At 57.1% G+C, this 21,195-nt stretch carries 20 protein-coding genes; 13 read left to right on the top strand and 7 right to left on the bottom strand.

What is annotated here, in order from left to right; translation table 11 throughout:
• Positions 1 to 5 precede the first annotated feature (5 nt).
• Together BN873_RS12165 and BN873_RS21185 are read right to left on the bottom strand one after the other, a co-directional pair.
• Positions 6 to 1,367, bottom strand: a complete 1,362-nt coding sequence (locus BN873_RS12165; protein WP_048674018.1) for an MFS transporter — start codon at positions 1,365 to 1,367, stop codon at positions 6 to 8.
• Positions 1,368 to 1,478: 111 nt separating this feature from the next.
• Positions 1,479 to 4,172: an MFS transporter gene (locus tag BN873_RS21185; RefSeq protein WP_048674016.1), complete on the bottom strand. Its 2,694-nt coding sequence runs from the start codon at positions 4,170 to 4,172 to the stop codon at positions 1,479 to 1,481.
• 281 nt (positions 4,173 to 4,453) lie between these two features.
• Between BN873_RS21185 and BN873_RS12155 the strand changes: the two genes are divergently transcribed.
• Positions 4,454 to 6,322 (top strand): type IV pili methyl-accepting chemotaxis transducer N-terminal domain-containing protein, encoded by a 1,869-nt coding sequence (locus tag BN873_RS12155; RefSeq protein ID WP_048674014.1) that lies wholly within the window; start codon positions 4,454 to 4,456, stop codon positions 6,320 to 6,322.
• Positions 6,315 to 6,983, top strand: a complete 669-nt coding sequence (narL, locus tag BN873_RS12150; protein ID WP_048674013.1) for a two-component system response regulator NarL — start codon at positions 6,315 to 6,317, stop codon at positions 6,981 to 6,983. The genes BN873_RS12155 and narL overlap by 8 nt, the downstream gene beginning before the upstream one ends.
• Before the next feature lie 89 nt (positions 6,984 to 7,072).
• Here narL and BN873_RS12145 read toward each other — a convergent pair whose 3' ends face one another.
• Entirely contained in the window at positions 7,073 to 8,230 is a 1,158-nt protein-coding gene (locus BN873_RS12145) for an HPP family protein (protein ID WP_048674011.1), read from the bottom strand.
• Positions 8,231 to 8,479: 249 nt separating this feature from the next.
• Positions 8,480 to 9,502 carry a PstS family phosphate ABC transporter substrate-binding protein gene (locus tag BN873_RS12140; RefSeq protein WP_139031707.1) on the bottom strand — a complete coding sequence of 341 codons (1,023 nt, stop codon included), beginning with the start codon at positions 9,500 to 9,502 and terminating at the stop codon, positions 8,480 to 8,482.
• Between the two features lie 593 nt (positions 9,503 to 10,095).
• Here BN873_RS12140 and BN873_RS12135 point away from each other — a divergent pair.
• The 3 genes from BN873_RS12135 to BN873_RS12125 all read left to right on the top strand — a co-directional run bounded on the left by BN873_RS12135 (position 10,096) and on the right by BN873_RS12125 (position 12,725).
• Complete coding sequence (locus BN873_RS12135) at positions 10,096 to 11,016, top strand: DMT family transporter (RefSeq protein ID WP_048674006.1); 921 nt, start codon at positions 10,096 to 10,098, stop codon at positions 11,014 to 11,016.
• Positions 11,017 to 11,137: 121 nt separating this feature from the next.
• On the top strand, positions 11,138 to 12,136 hold the full coding sequence (locus BN873_RS12130; protein WP_139031706.1) for a hypothetical protein: 999 nt from the start codon (positions 11,138 to 11,140) through the stop codon (positions 12,134 to 12,136).
• A 49-nt stretch (positions 12,137 to 12,185) separates the two neighbouring features.
• Entirely contained in the window at positions 12,186 to 12,725 is a 540-nt protein-coding gene (locus BN873_RS12125) for a lipocalin family protein (protein WP_048674001.1), read from the top strand.
• A gap of 108 nt (positions 12,726 to 12,833) precedes the next feature.
• On the opposite strand, the gene BN873_RS12120 is transcribed toward BN873_RS12125, so the two are convergent.
• Entirely contained in the window at positions 12,834 to 14,096 is a 1,263-nt protein-coding gene (locus tag BN873_RS12120) for an FAD-dependent oxidoreductase (RefSeq protein WP_048673999.1), read from the bottom strand.
• Between the two features lie 64 nt (positions 14,097 to 14,160).
• Positions 14,161 to 14,541, bottom strand: coding sequence for a c-type cytochrome (locus BN873_RS12115; protein WP_139031705.1), 381 nt, complete (start codon positions 14,539 to 14,541; stop codon positions 14,161 to 14,163).
• A gap of 285 nt (positions 14,542 to 14,826) precedes the next feature.
• On the opposite strand from BN873_RS12115, the gene BN873_RS12110 reads away from it, so the two are divergent.
• The 8 genes from BN873_RS12110 to BN873_RS12085 all read left to right on the top strand — a co-directional run bounded on the left by BN873_RS12110 (position 14,827) and on the right by BN873_RS12085 (position 20,205).
• Complete coding sequence (locus tag BN873_RS12110) at positions 14,827 to 16,557, top strand: DUF4118 domain-containing protein (RefSeq protein WP_082161249.1); 1,731 nt, start codon at positions 14,827 to 14,829, stop codon at positions 16,555 to 16,557.
• Positions 16,558 to 16,571: 14 nt separating this feature from the next.
• A complete protein-coding gene (kdpE, locus tag BN873_RS12105; protein ID WP_048674075.1) occupies positions 16,572 to 17,255 on the top strand; it encodes a two-component system response regulator KdpE in 684 nt (227 codons plus the stop codon).
• A 156-nt stretch (positions 17,256 to 17,411) separates the two neighbouring features.
• Positions 17,412 to 17,807, top strand: coding sequence for a hypothetical protein (locus BN873_RS12100; protein WP_139031704.1), 396 nt, complete (start codon positions 17,412 to 17,414; stop codon positions 17,805 to 17,807).
• 75 nt (positions 17,808 to 17,882) lie between these two features.
• Positions 17,883 to 18,044, top strand: a complete 162-nt coding sequence (locus tag BN873_RS20415; protein ID WP_171820468.1) for a hypothetical protein — start codon at positions 17,883 to 17,885, stop codon at positions 18,042 to 18,044.
• A 64-nt stretch (positions 18,045 to 18,108) separates the two neighbouring features.
• Positions 18,109 to 19,278, top strand: coding sequence for a sodium ion-translocating decarboxylase subunit beta (locus BN873_RS12095; RefSeq protein WP_048673995.1), 1,170 nt, complete (start codon positions 18,109 to 18,111; stop codon positions 19,276 to 19,278).
• Between the two features lie 21 nt (positions 19,279 to 19,299).
• Positions 19,300 to 19,464 carry a hypothetical protein gene (locus BN873_RS20410; protein ID WP_171820467.1) on the top strand — a complete coding sequence of 55 codons (165 nt, stop codon included), beginning with the start codon at positions 19,300 to 19,302 and terminating at the stop codon, positions 19,462 to 19,464.
• 95 nt (positions 19,465 to 19,559) lie between these two features.
• Positions 19,560 to 19,814, top strand: coding sequence for a hypothetical protein (locus tag BN873_RS20405; RefSeq protein WP_048673994.1), 255 nt, complete (start codon positions 19,560 to 19,562; stop codon positions 19,812 to 19,814).
• Positions 19,792 to 20,205: a type II toxin-antitoxin system VapC family toxin gene (locus tag BN873_RS12085; protein ID WP_048673992.1), complete on the top strand. Its 414-nt coding sequence runs from the start codon at positions 19,792 to 19,794 to the stop codon at positions 20,203 to 20,205. Before BN873_RS20405 ends, BN873_RS12085 begins: the two co-directional genes overlap by 23 nt.
• A 35-nt stretch (positions 20,206 to 20,240) precedes the next feature.
• On the opposite strand, the gene BN873_RS12080 is transcribed toward BN873_RS12085, so the two are convergent.
• Positions 20,241 to 21,191 carry a DMT family transporter gene (locus BN873_RS12080; protein ID WP_242434424.1) on the bottom strand — a complete coding sequence of 317 codons (951 nt, stop codon included), beginning with the start codon at positions 21,189 to 21,191 and terminating at the stop codon, positions 20,241 to 20,243.
• Between the last annotated feature and the right edge of the window lie 4 nt (positions 21,192 to 21,195).

Here is a 21,195-nt window from a genome sequence, read left to right as displayed (position 1 = left end):
GAAAATCAGCACGGTTTCTCCGCCCCTTTGCGGGCGTAGTACCACCAGTTGATGCCGATGTTGAACAGGTAGAACAGTGCTGCGGCGTAAAAGAAAGCGTTGGGCGAACCGGTAGCGGCAAACGACCAGCCGATCAACATGCCGTAAATGAAGGGGCCAAACGAGGCCATCGCCGCCGTCCAGCCGATGATGCCGCCCGCCTGCCGTGGCTCGAAAATCATCGGCATCTGCTTGAAGGTGCTGGCGTTGCCGACGCCGCTGAAGAAGAACACGCCCAGCATCAGCCCGATGAACAGCGGGAACTGGGTCATACCGGTCGCTGCATCGGGATGGGTGTAGAAGGTCACCGCGATGGTGCAAATCAGCAGGCCGATGCCCGACCAATGGGTGACGATAGCCCCGCCCAGCTTGTCGGAAATTGGCCCGGCCAGCACTCGCGCCGCCGCGCCGACTAGCGGGCCGAGAAAGGCGTATTTCAACGGGTCAGGGCCACCCGGCAACACCGTATACATCTGCTTGATCATCAGCGGGAAGGTCGCGGCGAAGCCGGAGAATGAACCGAAGGTCATCAGGTACAGCGAGGTCATCCAGAAGCCGTGCAGGTTGCTGACATGGAAGACATCGAGCTGCTCGCGGAAATTGGCCCGCACCGGCACCGACTTCAACAGGAACCAGGCGGCGATGCCGAACACCACGATAAACGGCACGTAAATCAAGGCAGCGTTTTGCAGCCACATCGGCCGGGGGGGCATTCCCGGTATGCTGGGAACGAAGGTTTGGGCTTCACCGGCCAGCGTGCCGAACAGCGCAAAACCAATGATCCACGGCGTCAGGAACTGCACCACGCTGACCCCAAAATTGCCGATACCGGCCTGAATCGCCAGCGCCGTGCCTTGCAACCGCTTGGGGAAGAACAGGCTGGTCGAGGGCATGAATGAGGAGAAATTGCCACCGCCCAATCCGGCCAGAAACGACAGCAGCAACAGCACCCAATACGGCGTGGTCGGGTCTTGAATGGCGTAGAACCAACCGACAATTGGAATTAGCAGCGACAGGGTGGAAAAGGCGATGACGTGGCGGGTGCCGTATATCGGCACCAGAAAAGTATGAATCGCCCGGAAGATGCCAGCGGCCAAGCCCGGCATCGCCGCCAGCCAGAAGGTTTGACTGGCTGTCAGCTTGAAACCGATATTCGGCAGGCGCACCACCAGCGCCGACACCACGAACCAGACGATGAAGGCCATCATCAGATTCAGGGTGGTGATAGTCAGCGTTTTCCAGGCCAGCGGCTTGGCGGTGTTTTCCCAGAACGTCGGGTCTTCCGGGGTCCAGGTGCTTAACCAGGTGCGGGGGTTGTGTTCGCTCATCGCAAGGGCGCTCCAGATCAAAAATTCTTGTTATGTGCCTGTTCTATTGAAAGAGAGCCAGGGTGAGGGTTCTTCCCCCTCCCTTTGGGGGAGAGGGCCAGGGTGAGGACATCAACACGGCGCTTCCACGTTCTTGCCCGCATACCAGCGCCAGGTGACCCACAGGCAACTGAGATAAAACAGTGCGAACACCATCAGCGCCGCCTGATAGCCGCCGGTCAGGTTGATGGACGCACCGTAGGCGATGGGAATGAAGAAGCCGCCGAAGGCCGCCACCGCCGAACTGAAGCCGAGCGTGGCGGCTGCCTCGGTCGCGGCCAGATGCGATGCTTCCTCCAGCGCCGCACGGTCTTTGCCGTGTATTCGGCGCTGGCGCAAGACACGGAAAATGATCGGAATCATGCGGAAGGTGGAGCCGTTACCAATGCCTGCTGCAACGAACAGCATCAGATACATGGTGATGAAACCGCTCATATTGCCGTCGCCGCCATTCAGCCCCGGCAGGAACAGCAGCGCACCGAATGACGCCGCCGTCATCGCCACAAACACCCAGCAGGTGATGATCGCGCCGCCGATTCGATCCGACAGCCAGCCGCCGAGCGGCCGCACCAGCGCCGCCAACAGCGGGCCAACGAAGGCAAATTTGAAGGTGTTAGCGGTCGGAAAGGCGGTATTGACCAGCATCGGGAAGGTGACCGCCAGCCCGATGAAGGAACCGAAGGTGCCGGTGTAGAGCCAGCTCATCAGCCACTGATGCTTGTGGCGGAAGATCGCCACCTGCTCGGCGAAACCGGCTTTGACCGTGCCGATGTTATCCATGCCAAACCAGGCGGCGACCGAAGCAGCGACGATGAACGGCACCCAAATAAAACCGGCGTTTTGCAGCCAGATTGGGGTGACGATGCCCTCGTCGAAACGGTTCTGCGCATTACCACCGAGAATCCACAGCGCCCCGCCGTACATGGCGATAGGCACGATCAACTGGGCGATGCCGACGCCGAGATTGCCGACGCCACCGTTTAGGCCCAGCGCGGTGCCTTGCAGCCGCTGCGGGAAGAAGAAGCTGATATTGGCCATGCTAGACGAGAAATTGCCCGCGCCCAGCCCGCACAACAGGGCGATAGCGACGAACACCGCATAGTTGGTGTTCGGGTCTTGCACCGCGACGCCAATCCACAGCGTCGGCAACAGCAACAGCGCGGTGCTGAATACCGTCCAGTTGCGACCGCCGAAAATCGGCACCACGAAGGAATACAGCGCCCGGAAGAACGGGCCGGACAAGCCCGGCAGCGCCGCCAGCCAGAATAACTGGTTTTGGCTAAATTTGAAGCCGACCCGTGGCAGTTCGACCACGATCACGCTCCACACCACCCACACCGCGAACGCCAGCAGCAGCGCGGGCATCGACAGCCACAGATTGCGATTAGCAATACGCCGCCCGACCGATTGCCAGAACGCCTCATCGTCCGGCCGCCAGTCGGCCAGCAGATGGCGGCGGCGATAAATCCGATCCACCAGGTTTGCGCCCGCCAGTTCGGCCCGTGCGTCGGCGTGCCGCTCCAGAATCTCCTCGCGCTCGTTCTTTTCGGCCACCCAGGTCCACAGCATGGTGACCACCACCAGCAGGAACATCAGCATGAAACAACTGCTGCGCACACCCACGGCGTCGGCGGCGACCCCGAACATGATCGGCATCACAAAACCACCCAAACCGCCGATCAGGCCGACGATGCCGCCAACCACGCCCATCTGGGTCGGATAATAATCGGCCAGACTGCGGTAGACGCTGGCCTTGCCGAAACCCTGGGCCATGCCGACCACAAACGCCAGCACGGTGAACAACACGATGCCGATGCCGAGGTTGACCGAGACATCGCCCTTGATGCCGTGAATGGTCATGGTGGTCGGCGGATAGCTGAGGACGAACAAGCAGATCAGACTGATCCACAGCACCCACCAAGTGACGGTGTTGCCGCCCCACTTGTCCGAGGCCCAACCGCCCAAGGCGCGGATCGCCCCGGAGGGCAGATCGAAGAAGATAGTCAGAAACGCGGCGGTCGCCAGCGGCAAGCCGTATTCGCCGACGTAGTACTTCGGCAACCACAAGGCCAGCGCCACGAAACCGCCGAACACGAAAGCGTAAGCCAGCCCGAAGCGCCACACCCGCGCGTCGAGCAACGGTTGCAACTGCTGGCCCAGGCTCGGTCGGACGCGGTTTTGTGCCGCATCTTTCTGGTGCAGCGGATCGGTGTAGGTGAAAAACCAGAACAGTATTGCCATCACGATCATGGCGACGGCGTAGACTTTCGGCACCATCTGCCAGGCGCCGAAGGCGGCGATGATCATGGGCGCGACGAATTTGGTCAGCGAGGAACCGGCGTTGCCCGCGCCGAAAATGCCCATCGCCGTCCCCTGGCGCTCTTTGCTAAACCAGGTTGAGGTGTAGGCGATGCCGACTGCAAACGAGCCACCGGCCAGCCCGACGAACAGCCCCAACACCAGATATTGCCAATACTCCGTCGCATAAGAGACCAGCCAGGTGGGAATCGACACCAGCAGCATCTGGATGAAAAACACGATCCGCCCGCCATAGCGGTCAGTGAGGATACCCAGCGGCAGCCGCACCAGCGAACCGGTCAGAATCGGAGTCGCCACCAGCAGACCGAATTCCGTTTCGTTTAAATTCAGTTCGGCCTTGATCTTGATGCCGATGACCGAAAACATGACCCACACGGCGAAGTTCACCGCGAAGGCCATCGTGTTCATGGTGAGGACGGAGATTTGTTGTTGTTTTAATGTCGCCATCGCGGTTCTCGCGCAGAATGCTGCAACCGCAATATACGCTTTAGACGATGGCCGATTCTTGACCTGGATCAAATGATTTCGGCCCAAAACCACAACTTTGAATAGCGTATACCTCTTTGGAGGTATCTGGATGTATTGTCTTAACTATATGTTATTATTAATTATTAATTATTAATTCTACTGTTTATTTGCAGCGGCGCCATGAGGGAAGTACCCCTGTAGAGATAACCTTAAAAATATCGAGATAATTTTCTTCTTACGGGTGATGGAGATACCTTGCAATGGAAATCAGGCAGTCGATTATCGTTCGTGGTGGCTTGGCGATGGGCAGCATCGTGCTGCTGGCGTTACTGAGCATGATCAGCGCGGTGCTGACCGCCAAATCTGCACAGGGCGATGCCGACGCTATCAATCTGGCCGGCTCATTGCGAATGCAGTCTTATCGGATCGCCACGCGCCTGCAAGATACCCAAAGTACCGGGTCGCAACATATCGAGAATGTGCAGGAAGAAATCGTCCAGTTTGAGCAACGCCTGACGCAACTCTGGCAGACGGGGCCAATTGCCTCAGTCACTGATGATCCCATTCGCCATCGCTTGAACAGCATCGCATCGGCTTGGCGCGATACCCTACACCCGCTTCTAATCAGCGCGACCGGTGATGCCAGCCTGTCTCCAGTTTATTTGCAGCAGGTGGATGCGTTCGTTAGCCAGTTGGATCAGTTTGTCAAACAACTCGCAGAGAATACGGAGACCAAAATCCAACGGTTGCGGCTGATTCAGGGCGTCATCCTGTTGTTGACCCTGGCGCTCATTTTGGTCGCTCTGTATCAATTGCATACCCGTGTGGTGGTTCCCCTGCGCAATCTGGTGTGGCTGGCGCGCACAGCCCGTGGCGGCAATTTATCGGTGCGCGCCCGGCATGTCGGCAGCGATGAACTGGGTGTTTTAGGCAATGCCTTCAATCTCATGGCGGCGGATTTATCGGCGCTCTACGCCAGCCTGGAAGAGCGGGTCGCCCAACAAACCGAAGCCCTTCAGATCAGCAACCGCTCCCTGGAACTGCTCTACCAAACCGCTCGGCAACTGAATGACCCGGTTTTGAGCGCCGCCAGCTATTCCTCATTACTGACGGAAATCGAAAAATTAACCGGCCAGGGATCGATCAAGCTTTGCCTGACCGATGCCGCCACTCGGCAAGCCACCCAGGCTTTTTCAACCCAAACACCGGATGTACCGTGGCCGTGGCTCTGCCAGCGCCTACAGTGCCATACCTGTCTGGGTGATGGCGCAACCCACACACTGACCGTAAACCAGGAGTTTTTTTCAATACCCATCAGGGAGCATGAACGGCAATTTGGCGTTTTAATTGTCCGTGCCCCGGCGCTGAGCACAACCGCTGCCTGGCAAATACCACTGCTAGAAACGGTGGCGCGCAATATTGCCGCCGCCTTGCGCGCCAACGAACTGGCTGACAACCAGCGCCGATTGGCGTTGTTGGAAGAGCGCGCCGTTATCGCTCGTGAGCTACACGACTCGCTCGCTCAGTCCCTGTCGTATCTGAAAATTCAGGTCAGCCGCTTGCGGCTGTTACCGGAGCAGTCCAAGCCGATGACCGTACCGCACGATATCGCCGCTGAACTACGCGATGGTCTGAATCAGGCCTATCGGCAACTGCGAGAATTGATCGCCACCTTCCGCCTGAAAATGGAGCATTCTCGTCTGGAAGACAGCTTGAGCGAGACCGTGCGGGAATTCAGTCATCGCGGCCAGCTACCGATTGGTTTAAATCATAGTGGTTGGCACAGCTCGCTTAATCCCAATGAACAAATCCACGTCATGCAAATTATCCGGGAAGCATTGAATAACGCTGTAAAGCACGCGCACGCCCAGGCGATTGATATCCAGTTGCGCAGCACCGAGAGCGGAGAAGCCATCATTGAAATCACCGACGATGGGGTCGGCCTGCCGGTGGCAACCGCGCGGGATAATCACTTTGGCTTGCATATCATGCGCGAGCGCGCCCGCCATTTAGGCGGTGTATTGAGCCTGCATTCCCAACCAGACACGGGCGTGTGCGTGCGCTTGAGTTTTATACCGGCTGCCAGCCGCATTGCTTCGAGCCGGCTGAGCGAGGCATCTCATGGCTGATGAAGTCCAAAGCATTCTAGTGATCGATGATCACCCCTTGATGCGCAAAGGTATCCTGCAACTGATTGCTATGGCTCCAGATTTGCGCTTGGCTGGCGAAGCCGGTGATGGGGTATCGGGTTTGAAAATGGCCTGCCAGTTGTTGCCCGATTTAATCCTGCTCGATCTCAATATGCACGGCCTCAGTGGGATGGACACCTTGAAAGCCTTGAAAGCAGCCGATCTGGATGCCCGCGTCATCATTCTCACCATTTCCGATAGTGAAGAGGATGTGGTGGAAGCGTTGCGGCTGGGCGCTGACGGTTATCTGCTCAAGGATATGGAACCAGAAGATGTGCTGCACGCCTTACAAGTCGCCGCAAGCGGCCAAATCGCTCTAAGCGAACGGGTCGCATCCATTCTTGCGGCCGCCTTGCGCCATGAAAACCAGGCTAAATCACCCGTCAGCATCAAATTAACTGAACGCGAGCAGGCAATCCTGTCGCTAATCGCCACTGGTTACAGCAATAAATTGATCGCTAGAAAACTAAAGATTACCGAAGGCACGGTTAAGGTTCATGTCAAGCATCTACTGCGCAAGCTGGATTTGTCATCGCGGGTCGAGGCAGCCGTTTGGGCTATTAAAAATCAGGACTTCAGCAAAGGGCATTTTGAGGGATGAATCGATACTGCCCCATGATGACGCAAGATCATCATCCATCCTGGAGTTCTGCAACGCAAATCGCTTTTCATCCGCATTGATCTCCCCTTTCAGCTTGGCTTTTCCATCACCTGCCGAGTCAACTCCCAATACAATCCGGCAATCACATCAGATTGCGTGATGATACCGACGAGCTGGCCGCCCACATCGACAACCGGTAACTGATGGAAGCCCAGATCTGACAGCATCGGCACCAGATCAAGCAGGGGTTGATCGTCGCGCACCGTCTGGATATTAGAGGTCATCACGTCTTCAACCAACGGTTTTTTAGCCTGTTTTCCTGATAGCCAAACTGTCATCGCGTGTGCATCCTCCTGCAAGCCTTCGAACGGAATGCGTTTCAGGAAATCCACCAGAGCGATCATCCCCACCAACTGACCGGCGGAATCGAGCACCGGCAAAGTGCGCAGTTTATGTCGGCGCAACAATCGCCACGCCTCCCCCGCCCACTGCTTGGGGGAAACCGTCACCACCTCGCGCGACATCAACGCAGCGCAACGAACCTCACCAAACACCCGATGCAGCGCGGTATTCTCGGCCCGCGCCAGCAACCGCCGCAAATCAGAGGCACCAATATCCGGCATCACCGTTTCTTCAGCCAATACCGCCAGTACGTCATCATCTTGTAAAGCGGTACGGGCGCTCGGTAGCGGATCGCTGGTGCCGTGCGGGTTGGCGGGTGGCGAGTGCTGACGCTGTGGGTACGGACGACCGAGCAGATAATTGAGTCCCCACGCCAGCATCACCAGGCAGAAAACATTGAGCGCCATAGGCGCTAGCAGATGGTTATAGCTGAGCTGCTGCCCTTGAGAATGGGCCAAAATCGGAATCAGCGCCGCTGCACCGCCCGGTGGGTGCAGGCAATGCAGGCGCATCATTACAAGGGCCGCCAGCAACACGGCAAAACCACAGGCTAATAGCGGCCATTGAATCCAGCGCGCTATGGTGATGCCGATGGCAAAACTGATTAACTGACCGCCGATCACTGGCCAAGGCTGCGCCAGCGGGCTAGTGGGTAAAGCCAACATAATGATCGCCGATGCGCCCATAGACGCCACCAACACCGGTCCTAGATCCGCTGGCGCCAGCCAGGCCGACAACAGGCTGGTTAATAGCACGGCAACGCCGCTAGCGGCAGCCGTGCGTAAGGCTTCCCGCCTGGAGGGTAGCGGCGTATCGGGAATGGAGCGACGAAGTAGCGCAAACATCTTGTTGTTATCCCTGAGACCAAACTAATTATGATATAGAGTAACCGGTTGATCGATCTAGTTGGTATAAGGAACGATGTGCTGCGCTGGCTAAACGCCAGGTAGTTCAGACAGGCTTATGAGCTAAGCCAGGGGCCGACAGCGAGCCTTAAGCGTTATCGCTGAATCTCCCCAACATTGGGGAATCGACAGGGGATGAGGGCGCTACTTTGACGGTTCGGCCGTGCGGCCGAACCGATTACGACTTATTTAGTGAAGCGCTTCAAGTTCAGCACGCATCTTCTGCAATTCTGGGGCCGGCAACGGGACCAAACCTTGTTCAAGCAAATAGCCCTTATGCGAGATGGCCTTATCCGAAAGGGCCTCGGTCATATACTCTTTTAAGCCGGTAACAGTTTTGAAATGGCTTTTCTTAACCTGGATGATCAGCGGACTGATCAGCGGATATACGTTGTGACTGATACTACCTGGTAACGGATCAGCATCATCAATAGCTAATTTATTCAAAGCAAATTTGTTGGCAAAAGCATCTGAGAATATACCGATTCCGTCACCAAGCTTAGCCCGAACCGTGTCAAGGCTATCGTATTCGTTGTAGTGACCATCTTTGCGAAATGTAGTACAGGCCGCTTCAAACGCTTTGGGATCAGTGCTTTCCAACGCTTGCAAGCTTGGCATTTGCTTGCAACCCACAGTCATGATCTGCTTCAGCACCACCGGATAGTAAGCAAAAACCGGTGTGGAGTTCCAAATTTGAATCTTGGTATCTGGAAATGCTGGGTTGATTTCCTTCCAAGTTTTATAAGGATTCGGTATTAATTTATTGCCCCCTTGTGGGTCTGGAATATCCTTCGCCATCGCCAGGAAGAGTTCCTTACGAGTCAGGTGGGGGTAATCTTTCGGATTTCCAAGAAAGCCAAGGACGATAGCAGTGAGACCGGTCTTGAATTTTGCAAAATCCTTAACGTCATTCTTCGCACACAACTCTTCCTCGGCGGGCGTCATAGGGCGCAAAACGACGGTCGCGTCCAAAGTATCAGGGCCATCACCAGCACAAAATTGCTTATATGCCAACTCCGGGCTGGTTGATTGAATATTCGGGGTTTTTCTGGTTTTATCGGCTTGAGTGAACTGCTCTGCCATGGCAACCGCCATTGGATAAGGCGCATAACCGGCTGCAATAGTAATGGTATCCCGTATAGCTTGCGCCTGGACAGTCATAGCTATTGAACTCATTAATGCGGTAATCAATGCAACATGCTTTTTTTTCATTTAAACCCTCGTTATCAACAATCTTGATACACCTTCAGTTTATTGAAGGGATCGTGCTTGAACAATCGGAGCGATCCTGAAATCGCAGCCTAAAATTTTAGAGGCCATCTTGACAAACTATACGGCCCCTACAAAGAAGCTTTAAGCTGTTGCGAGAACGCATGGATCAATGGCGAGAAAAACTCAGGTTAGTGGGAACAGCAAGATTTTCCTCATAAAAGTTACTTAGATACTGATTTTTTCCACGAAAAAAATAATATTTACTATACCAGTATTCTTTATATTATACCAAATTGTATATTTAATGTGCAGTTACGTTAAAAGTGACCTCACCGAGACCATTCGACCCCTTGGTGCAAGCCCTACAGAGAGAATAAACGATAGCCACCACCTCCCGTTGAAACTTGCCACTTCCTGCACCTTGGCGATACTGCTGACCCATTTTTTGATTCTGATTTCGCGGCATTCTGCTCAAGGGCAACGGCCTGGATTTACTGTAGGGGCCTATCTGGCCGATTTTGCTGTTTATGGCCGCCGTGCTGGCGCTCAGTCTTAAAACCTTCCACAGAACGCTGGATTAAAGCCTGCCGACCATGACGATTTCACCGTCCGCCGCCCATCCGACAGGCTCGGGCGTCTCACCCCGCACGGCGCTGGTGCTGCTGCTCTTTGTCATCATCTTATGGGGTGCGAACTGGCCGGTGATGAAAGTCGGCCTGCATTTCATCTCGCCGCTGCGCTTTGTCGCCGCGCGAATGGTGATGGGTGCGGTCATTCTGTTCGGGGTCGCGGCCATGCTGGGCGAATTGCGCTGGCCGAGTCGGCGGGACTGGCCGATTGTGCTGGCGGTGGGTGCGATCCAGATGGCGGCATTCATGGCGCTGACCACCGTCGCCCTGCAATTCGTGCCGGCGGGTCGCTCGGCAATTCTGGCCTACACCACGCCGCTGTGGGTCACACCGCTGGCCATCCATCTGCTGGGCGAGCGGCTGAACCAGATCAAGTTGTATGGTCTGCTTTGCGGGCTGGGTGGCGTGGCGGTGCTGTTCAATCCCTCCGGTTTCGACTGGAGCGATCCACATGTGTTGCTCGGCAACGGCTTATTGCTCGCCGCCGCGCTGGCGTGGGCGCTCTTGATCGTCCAAGTCCGCCGCCATCACTGGCAGGGTTCGCCGCTGTCCTTGGGGCCGTGGCAATTCAGCGTGGCGTCGGCGCTGCTGGTTCCGCTGGCGCTGGTTTTTGAAGCGGATCGACCCTGGCAGGGGTCGGTCGAACTGGGCTGGGTACTGCTCTACAACGGCCCGCTGGCCACGGCGTTCTGCTTCTGGGCCATGCTGACCATTAACCGCGCTTTACCGGCGATTACCACCTCGCTCGGCAGCCTGGGCGTACCGGCTTTCGGCCTGCTGGCATCGACCCTGGCGCTCGGTGAACCGGTGACCTTAACCAATGTACTGGGTTTCCTGCTGATCGCGGGCGGCGTGGTGGGCGTGATTCTGGCCGACCGCCGCTGACCTCCCCGCGCCACCTTTCGGGCCGGGTGCTGTCTAATACAATTAGGATAGGTTTTACTCAAAGATCCCGGTTGAAACGATCTGATAACGACGTAAGCCGTTTCTGCTGAAGGGGGCTGCCATGCTAACAACAATATCTGCAACATTACATAAAAACCGCGCGGAGGAACTTTACGCCACCCTGTGGGGCGATCTTGATCGAATCCATGCGCTGGCGGATGACGATGATCGCATCGCCCAATTTCTCGCGGGCCTGCATAATTTGCTGTGCCATCCCAGCGATAAAGACGAGGGTATCCGGCTGCTTCATGCCTCTGCCGCATCCATGTGGTATCCCGCCTTTATTGCCCTGACCTTACATTTCCGTGCAGAGGGTGATGAGCGTAACGCGAATCGCTACGCAAGCTGGGCCGCCGAACAAGGCCACCCGCTCGCCTGGGCGCTTGACTATTCCAAGTGCTCGGACGTGGCGCAATTGCCGTTTGCCAAATATCGCTTTACCGAGCAAGTTGACCGCTATACCCATTTTCAGCAGGCTCGAACCCTGCGGCCCGACGAAGAGTTTGCGGCAGACTTACTTTTAGCCAGATTTTTACTGGCGGCTTGGCGGGCGGAGCACCAACTCAGCCACTCGCATATCGAGCGCTTGCAAACCGTGGCCGGTACTCCTCACTTGCCCTTTACCCGCTATGTGGCTTTTCGCGCAATGGCCCATGATGCACCCAAACTGCAACCGGATTGGCTGACCGATTTATTGCCCTCGCAGGCACCAGTTCATGCAGCGTATCGTGAGGTATTCTACGAAATTGGCTGCAAAGCCTTCCATGAAGGCAGCGATAAGACCAAAGAAATCTGGAAGCTGGCTGAACAATTTGGCGATCCCCTCGCCCAGCGCGTATTACAAGAGTTCGATCTGCAACATGGGCGTCCTCTTACCACTGAAAGGAGGGGGCTGCTAACCATCCTGTTGCCGGAGATACGCTTTGAGGATATCGACTGGAGTTCGCTCTATCAGGACGCTTTACATCAATCGCCCGATGTGCCGTTTCCCGAAGTGCCGCATTGGCACTTAACCGATTGGATTCGAGCGCATCTGCATTTAAAACGGCGGAAGGATTGAACTTTAGGTAGGCTCTCAGAAAACACATTTGGAAAACGCACTTGATTTTATGAAAAAATTTATCTTGGCCTTGGGGTTCATATTGACCGGTTGCGTGAGCGTTCCGGAGGGGATTAAGCCAGTCGATCATTTCGAGGTCGAGCGGTATTTAGGCACCTGGTACGAGATTGCCCGCTTGGATAATTCATTCGAGCGGGGCCTAAGCCGGGTGAGCGCGACCTATCAATTGCGCGAGGATGGCGGTATCTCAGTGCTCAATCGGGGTTATTCCGCCGCTGATGGCGCTTGGCAGTCTGTCGAGGGCAAAGCGTACTTTGTGGAAAAACCCGATCAGGGGTACTTAAAGGTTTCCTTCTTCGGTCCTTTTTATGGCGCTTACGTCATATTTGCCCTGGATCAGGCCAACTACCAGTATTCGCTGGTATCCGGGCCGGACCGGTCTTACTTCTGGCTGCTGGCCAGAAATCCCACCATTGATGAGAAGCTGAAAGACACTCTGGTCGCAAAGGCGCAGACGCTGGGTTTTGCGACCGACCGACTGATTTTCGTCGATCAATCGCCGGCCGATCCGCTGACCCAAAAGCCCTGAAAATGAGCGTATCACCAATGATTCTTGAGCCGTGATGCGCTGCCAAGTCAAAGAAAGTCACAACCATTAGGAGAGATTTGGCCCAAACCAGCGTTTGGGCCATTGAGTTCATGCAAAGGTATCGGCGAACAGATTGCGTGCCCAGTCGAACATATCCTCAAAATTATCCTTAGTGGGCGTGGCGGCCTCACCAAAAGAATCTGGCACAACCTTCATCGTCCCGCTGCCTGCGTCGTAAGCAAAAACGGCTGTGAGCCAAGATGCGGTGGTCGCGGTGATTGGGCTGTAACAGGCTGAATTGGTCATCGGCGCCGGGTCGGGCTGCTCGCCGGCGAAAGCCCGCAAGATGGCGTCTGCGCAGACCTTCGCCTCGGCGTTGGCGATATGGCCGGATTTGGGTTGACCGGTGCCTTGTGAATCGCCAATGACATGCACACCCGGCATCAGAGTCGATTCGTAGCTCAGCGGGTTTACCGAGGCCCAGCGGCTACCCGGTGGAATGAGGCCGGCGTTAGCGACGATGCGGCCTGCGCGATGCGGCGGAATGACATTGAGCACGTTGGCTGCGAATAAACCTTGGTTGGTCTGAACACTGCGGGCATTTGAATCGACCGATACGATGCTCACGCCGGGCCGGTAACTCAACAGACCGGCGTAGGTTTGCGTAAACGCGGTGGTAAAGGTATGGGGTTCGGCGACGATGCTTGGATTCGCATCCAACACGACGACTTTGGAGCCAGGTTTGTTGCGCTTGAGATAATCAGCCACCAGGCAGGCGCGCTCATAAGGGCCGGGCGGACACCGATAAGGCGCTGGCGGAATCGTCATGACGAAGGTACCACCGGCTGGCATCGCTGCAATCTGCTGCTGAAGTAACGTGGTTTGGGGGCCAGCCACCCAAGCGTGTGGAATCTTATTGGGATCGAGACCCGGTATGGGATCAAAATCGATCCCAGGCGCCAGGACAATCCGGTCGCCATATAAGGTCTGACCGTTGGCCAGCGTCACCGAGCGACGGTTGCCGGCCACACCAATGCCCTCCACTCGTCCTTGCACGAACTTGACGCCGTATTTTTGGCCAAGCGCCGTATAGTCGAATGTGATATTCGCTAATTTATACGAGCCATTCAAAACCAAGTTGCTCAAGATACAGGAGACATGAGCAAGGTTAGTATCCACCAGCGTCACCGTGACGCTGTTACCGCCCCAAAGGCGTAAGTACTTGGCGACAGTGGCTCCGGCGAACCCGCCCCCGACGACAATGACGCTGGCAGGGGTGGCGGATTGGGCGCGCAAAATTGTCGAGTTAACGGCCAAGGCGGCGGATGCCCCGGCTAATGTCAGAAAGCGGCGACGAGAGATCATGTTCATGAGATTGTTCCTAATCGCGGATCACGAGGACTTGTGAACGGAGGTGTTAAAGAAACCGCGCATTTCAGTCCTTCTTATCGTCGTCATCGGCGGTTTTTCCCGTACTCTCCTGACCTTGGCTAGTGCTCGTACTGCCCCTGACATTGCTCAAACTGCCGTAGTACTGGGAGATCAACCACAACTGGGATTCGTTATAGCCTTTGGCTTGGCGATGCATGATATCGTTGGTTTTATTGGTGTATTTCATCTCCAATAATTCTTGATAAATTTCCTGAGTGCTTTCGCCTGCCAATTTATCGATGCCGCCGACCGATTGGCCGTTGGTTCCGTGGCATTGCGCACACTGAGAAGCCAGCAAACGGCCCGCTGGCGGCTGCGCTAGCACCGCCATTGGCGGACCTGCTAGCATCAAACCCACCGAAGTGACTAGAACCAAGCGTCTCATTGGTTTACCCCACTGCAACGTATTAACCTTTGGTGTATTGTGACAATCGCTGATCCTTTGCTAGCCCGCATTTTCCTAATGCTTACATAGGACATATAAACCCCAAAGATTAATTCAAGCTGAATTATTATCCGCATATAAAAAGGTGGTTTCGTGCCGTATAAAGTCTCAAGCTTTCCGCAGGCCATTGACCTGCCAAAAATAAACTGACCAAAACTCGCCCGAATCGGCGCCTGGAAAACGTGTCCGGGCCGCTCCTTTGGTGCGCCGCGAGCTGTTATAGCAATGCCAAGAGACCGCTCAAACCCCTGGATTCAGACGCAAGCAACCGCTCGCATCGACAGCTTCGCTAGTTGCAGCCAGTTAAGGTGGCTACGTAAACGGCTGGCTGGGTTCCAGTTGGCGCTAAAGCGGTTGGCCAACGTGATCTACCCTCACCAGAAGCGTATTGCCGTATCGATCCGCCCCGATGAGACGAGCGGAGATCTCGGCCCGTTAGCGTGGTTAAAAGGTTACGGGCTGGCGCTGCTGGTTTCCCTGGGCGTCACCTTAGTGGCGATACCGCTATTACCGTATCTCGATCACGCCAACCTGGTTATGCTGTTTCTGCTGGCGGTGGTCGGTGTGGCAGCGGGCTATGGGCGCGGCCCAGCAGTGTTGGTGGCGGTGCTCAACGTGCTGTCGTTCAATTTCGTGTTTGTGCCGCCGACTTTCGCGTTTGCGTTCGACACCCTGCAAGCCATCCTGACCTTCATCGTCATGCTGATCGTCGGTTTGGTCGTCGGCCAATTGACCGCTCGCTTTCGCTACCAGGCCCACATCGCCCGCGCCCGCGAGGAACGCGCCCGGCATCTCTACAAGATCGCGTGTGGGCTGTCGGGTGCGGTGTCGGTCGAACAGGTGGGCGAAGTCAGCGAACGGTGCATCAAAGCCCGGCTGCGGCTTAAAACCCAGTTGCTCACCCTGGACGATGACGAGCGTTTGCAACAGCTACCCACGCAAGCCGATCCACCGGCGGTGGATTTCGCCATCGCCCAGCAGTGTTTCGACCGCAGCGCGCCCATTGGGCTTGGTACTGACTGCTTGCCCGATGCGCCGCTGCTCTACCTGCCGCTGCGCGCGCCGTTGCGCACGCGCGGGGTGTTGGTGGTGGAACCCGAACGGCGGCAGCCGCCAAGCCTGGAGCAGCGCCGACTGCTGGATACCCTGGCGGTGTTGATCGCTATGGTGCTGGAGCGGGTGCATTTTGCCACTGTGGCGCACCGCACGCGGGTCAAGATGGAGGCGGAACGGGAGCGGAATGCGCTGCTGGCAGGCTTGTCGCACGATCTGCGCACGCCAATGACCGCCTTGCTGGGGCTGACGGAAACTCTGCTGCTGGAATGGCGAGCCGCGCCGCCGTCTTCTCAGGAGTCGCTGGCAACCATTCGCGAGCAGGCGGCGCGGATGGCGTTGATGGTCGATAACCTGCTGGAGATGGCCAAATTGCAAGCCGTGGGCGAGGTGCGCTTGCGCAAAGACTGGCAATCACTGGAAGAATTGGTGGGATCGGCGGTGCGGATGTTGGAACAGCCTTTGCGCGACCATCCGTTGCGGCTGGCGCTTGAGCCGGAGTTGCCGCTGGTGAATTGCGATGCCGTGCTGATTGAACGGGTGCTGGTGAATTTGCTGCAAAACGCAGCTAAATACACCCCGCCTGATGCGGTCATCGGCGTGACCGCCCGACCGGAAGCCGACTGGCTGAAGGTGGAGGTGTGGGATGAGGGGCCGGGCTTACCCTCCGCTCAGGCGCTGGACTTATTTGAAAAATTCACCCGTGGTCAGCATGAATCGCCCGTACCGGGCGTCGGCTTGGGCCTGTCGATCTGTCGGGCCATCATCGAGGCGCACGGCGGCCACATTCGAGCGGAGAATCGGCCCGGCGGCGGCGCCTGTTTCACCTTTAGCTTGCCGCTGGAAGCCTTGCCACCGCTGGAAACCGAGGATGAACCGGAGCTGGAGCTGGAGCCGAGATGATGGCGTCTGCTGAAATGGGGTTGAGCGTGCTGATCGTCGAGGATGAACAAGCCATCCGCCGCTTTGTGCGCGCCGCGCTGGAGGGCGAGGGTTGCCGGGTGTGCGAGGCGGATACCCTGCAACGCGGTTTGTCGGAAACCGGCACCCGCAAGCCGGATTTGGTGGTTCTCGATTTGGGTTTGCCGGACGGGGACGGGCTAGAATTCATCCGCGATGTGCGCGCCTGGAGCACTCTACCGATTCTGGTGCTGTCGGCGCGGGTGGAGGAATACGATAAGGTCGCGGCACTGGATGCCGGGGCCGATGATTATCTGATCAAGCCGTTCGGGGTAGCGGAACTGCTGGCGCGGGTGCGGGCGGTATGCCGACGCACGGCGCGCGAGCCAGGCGGCGCGGCGATGGTGATCTTCGGTGAAGCCACCGTGGATTTGGAGCACCGCCAAGTATTGCGCGGCGACCAGCCGGTGCGCATGACGCCCATCGAGTTCCGGCTGCTGGCAACCCTGGTTTCCCAGCCCGGCAAGGTACTGACCCACCGCCAGCTCTTGCGCGAGGTGTGGGGGCCGGCCTATGTCGAGCGCGGCCATTATCTGCGCATCTACATGGGGCATCTTCGGCAAAAGCTGGAAGTCGATCCGACGCGGCCTCGTTATCTGCTCACCGAAACTGGCGTCGGTTATCGCTTCTGCCCTGCCTGAGCGGGCGGTTTTACCCCACTAAAGCGGCCCGACGTGCTCGCTGATTTTTACGCAATTTTTACACAGAGCGCCGTATTTTTTACGGCTTCTTTACAGGGCTTCCGGTAGAAAGTGGAGGTTTTCAACGTCCGCGATGAACCCCGTAAGGAATCGGCCATGCAACGCCCCCGGCAAGAACAATCCACCGAGCACTTGATACGCCGCCTCGAAACGGCTCAGGATCAGCAGACGCTCCAGGAGGTGCTGATCGAAGTGCTGAGCTTGCTGGGAACGGTGCAAGACGATCTCCGAGCGCTGACGCGGCGCGTCAGAGCGCTGGAAGAAACCGCGCCCGATCTGGCGGTGCTGGAAGAGACGCGGGCCGACATCGAGCAATTGCTTGAATTGGCGACTGGAACGCCCTACGAGCGTTTCGCCATGGCGGCACGGCGCTGCATTTACGATGAAAACTGGCAGGAAGCGGATACCGCCTTGGCGGCATTTCGCGAACCGGGTGATCTGCGCGATCTGGCGTTGCGCATCCGGGGCCGACTACTGGATCTCTCCGCCTGACCGGCTTGATAGACCTGGCCGCTCAGCGCCGCCGACCCGTCACCATCCTCCCCATTTCCGTTAAGGTCAATCCCGATGATTCCTGATTCGCTGTATGGTGCTATCGTCTTGAGTATTATTGATTTCTTTCTCAGCTTTGTGGTGATTTCCGGCATCGGCTTCGTGCTTTCGCTCTTTCCTTATCTGAACCGCTTGGGAGAGATCGACGAGAAAAAATTGCGCGAAGGCGGCCATTGAATGTTTGCCGCCTATCCACGCGGTGTGGTTGCAAAGCGAAAAATCACGGCTGGGGAGATAAGCATTGTTTGAGCAAATTTTATTTTTTTTCGACGCACTGCTGCAACAGACCGGAGCGGCCAACTTTAGTTTTGGCAATCTGGTAATGATCGCCATTGGCGGGGCCATGATTTATCTGGCCATCGCCAAACATTACGAACCTTTATTGCTGATCGGCATCGGTTTTTCCTGCATCGTCGCCAACGTGCCAGGGCCGCCGGATGTGCCGGGCGGGCCGCCAGTTTCGGCGCTGCTCTATGTGGTGAAGGAAGGTGGCCTGTTTCACTATGCCTACGAAGGCGTAGCCAAGCTGATTATTCCGCCGCTGATCTTTCTCGGCGTGGGCGCGATGACCGATTTCGGCCCGATGATCGCCAACCCCAAGTTGGTGATCTTAGGCGCGGGCGCGCATCTGGGCATTTTTGTCGCGCTGATTCTCGCCAAGCTCTGCGGCTTTACCATCAACGAAGCGGGCGCTATCGGCATCATCGGCGGCGCAGACGGCCCGATGGCGATTTTCGTCACGGTGAAGCTGGCCCCGCATCTACTCGGCCCGATTTCGGTGGCCGCCTATTCCTACATGGCGCTGATGCCGATGATCCAGCCGCCGGTGATGAAGCTGTTGACCACCCCTGAGGAGCGCAAGATGGGAATGGCGCAACTGCGCAAGGTCAGCAAACTGGAAAAAATCGCCTTCCCCGCCGTCATCGCCATCATCGTCAATCTATTCTTCCCGCCGGTCGCGCCGCTGATCACCATGCTGATGCTGGGCAACCTGCTGAAGGAAGTGGGCGTCACTGATCGCCTGGCCAAAACCGCCGCCGGGCCGCTGATGAACATCATCATTATTATTTTGACTGTGGCCATCGGCTCCACGATGGCGGCTGACAAATTCCTCACCTGGGACACGATCTTGATCGTGGTGCTGGGCTTGCTGGCCTTTTTGTTCGGCACCGCCTCCGGCGTCATCACCGCCAAGATCATGAACCTGTTTCTCAAGGACAAGATCAATCCGCTGATCGGTTCGGCGGGCATCGCCTCGGTGCCCATTGCGGCTCGGGTTTCCCATATCGTCGCTAATCAGGCCAATCCGCATAATCACCTGATTTTCCACGCGATGGGGCCGAATCTGGCCGGGGTGTTCGGCACCGCCATTTCCGGTGGGATCATGCTAGCGTTGCTCGGCGTGCAATAAACTCCTAACGCAGTCACACGCTTGAAAAAAGGCGGCTACCATGCCGCCTTTTTCATTCGATTCCGCCGCTCTGGCGATGAGGTCGTGCGGCACACCGTCGCGGTGGAAACCGTCGATCCGCTGGTGCGGCAGATGGCACATGTTGGCGAGGTGGTGCGCGGCGAGGCCAAGCCCTCCCTCGGTTAGCGCCCGCGATGGTTTGCAGAATTTGCGGGTGATAGTATTTGCTGGTCATACTGATTATACTTCGTCGGACATTCTTGTATTACAAAGTAGCTCCTATGTCCGTTTCATTAAGACTGGAAAAAGCGCTGGAAGCCGAACTGAGACAGCGACTGGAACGAGACGGTATCCCGCTATCGGAATTCGTTCGCCAAGCCATCTGTGAAAAACTCCAGCGGGAAGCGCAACCCGCCGATCCGTATACCTTGGGATATACGCTGTTTGGCCGCTATGCCAGCGGAGAATCGGATCGCAGCCAGCGGCGCAAACAGATCATCGGCGAGCGGCTCCATGCGCGGCATCGTGCTGGATAGCGGGCCGCTGATTGCCCTATTTGATCGTTCTGACCAATATCACGCGGCGGCCGTGCGTTTTGTCGAGCGCAACCGGCAACCGTTGCTGACTACTCTGCCGGTAATCACTGAAGTGGTTTATGTGCTGGACTTCTCCGGCGAAGCCCAGCACGACTTCCTGTTCTGGGCGCAACAGGCGCTGAGCATCGACACCGGTACGGTTGACGATCTACCCCAGATTCGAGCGCTCTTGGCGAAGTACGCTGATCTCCCCGCTGACTTTGCCGATGCTTCTCTGGTGGCGCTGTGTGATCGGATCAAGATTTGGGATATCGCCAGCGTCGATAGCGACTTCACCCTCTATCGGGGGCGCGATAAACAGCGCTTTCATAATCGGTTTTTCGACGAATAAATCGGCCCGGTGATCGCCAGAATATCCAGCACGTCTCAGCTCGCTGCGCAACGGTCGCCAGTCGGCGGCGCGGATTGATGCTGCGAACCGACCGTCGCGATCACACCGCTGGCGACGATCAGGGCCAACCCGACCCATTCGCTGGGCGTAAGCCATTCGTTCCACAGCACAATTCCCAGCAGGCTGGTGAACGCGACCGTGGAATAACTCAAGCTGCCGACGATCAGCACCTGACCTTCCTTGTAAGCGCGCGTCATCGCCAGTTGGGCCAGCGTGGCGCTGGCGCCGATGCCAAGCAATACCGGCGCTGCGGCCAGGCTGGGCAGACGCGGATGGTGCAACAGCATCCAGCCGCCCGCCGCCACGGTTGCAACCGCCGAGAAGTAAAACACCACCCGCCAGGGCGGCTCGCCATATTGGCCCAATTCGCGGGTGCTGAAAAACGCCAAACCGCCACACAAGCCGCCCATCAAGCCCAGCAGCGCAGGGAACAGCAATTCGCGTCCCAGCGTCGGTTGCAGCAGGCACACCACGCCGACAAAGCCCAGCGCGATCCCGCTCAGCAGCACCCAACCGGGCCGGGTGCGGAAGGTCAGCAGCGTTAGCACGGTCAGAAATAGTGGGGCGGTGTAGGTTAAGGTCACGGCGGTAGCGAGCGGCAACGTAGCGATGGCGAAAAAATGCAGAAACACGCCCGCCGTACCCAGCACGCTTCTCGACAGGTGCCAACGCCAGTACGGCGTGCGCAAGCGCTGTCGTTTGAAGCAGACGCCCGGCAAAATTGCCAGGAAACCGAATAAGGAGCGGTAGAACACCAATTCGACCGAGCTAAAATCGCGCGCGCCCAGCTTGACCAGCACCGCCATCGCCGAAAACAACACACCCGCCGCCAACATCCACAAACTGCCTTTCACCAGGCCAGCGGATACGGCCGGTTCTCGATCCCTCATGGCGCCGTCAACCGCACAGGCTGACCAGCGGCGCATCACC

The sequence above is a fragment of the Candidatus Competibacter denitrificans Run_A_D11 genome, assembly GCF_001051235.1.
Taxonomy (GTDB): domain Bacteria; phylum Pseudomonadota; class Gammaproteobacteria; order Competibacterales; family Competibacteraceae; genus Competibacter_A; species Competibacter_A denitrificans.
This window is presented reverse-complemented; position numbering and strand designations above follow the sequence as displayed.